At 70.9% G+C, this 454-nt stretch carries 1 protein-coding gene; it reads left to right on the top strand.

Annotation, left to right across the window (positions count from 1 at the left end):
- Window positions 1-95: 95 nt before the first annotated feature.
- Window positions 96-454, top strand: a 359-nt coding sequence (locus tag FQ705_RS01960; RefSeq protein ID WP_409934668.1) for an imidazolonepropionase-like domain-containing protein, incomplete at its 3' end; no start/stop codon positions are given.

Here is a 454-nt window from a genome sequence, read left to right as displayed (position 1 = left end):
GTTCGACAGGACGCGGCGGCACGGTTTCCGGCGCCGCCGCTCCCGGTCGGATGCCGCCAGGCCGCCCAGGCGGCGCCACCGAACGGAGAACCACCATGCAGGACCCGATCGCGCGCCATGCCGCGCAAGCTTCCTCCTCCTTCCATTCCAACGCCGGCCGCCCCGGCCGCACGTTGCTGGTACGCCATGCCGAGGTGCGGGTGACGATGGACGGCGAACGGCGCGAAATCCGCGACGGCGGCCTCTACGTCGAGGACAACCGGATCGTCGCGGTCGGCCCGACCGACACCCTGCCCGATACCGCCGACGAGGTGCTCGACCTGCGCGGCCACCTGGTGATCCCGGGCCTGGTCAACACCCATCACCACATGTACCAGAGCCTGACGCGCGCCGTGCCGGCCGCGCAGGACGCCGAGCTGTTCGGCTGGCTGACGAACCTGTACCAGATCTGGGA

It is taken from the genome of Paraburkholderia sp. BCC1884 (assembly GCF_900996225.1).
Lineage (GTDB): Bacteria > Pseudomonadota > Gammaproteobacteria > Burkholderiales > Burkholderiaceae > Paraburkholderia.
The sequence above is the reverse complement of the archived record's forward strand: the minus strand, read 5'-3'. Positions and strand labels throughout refer to the sequence as shown.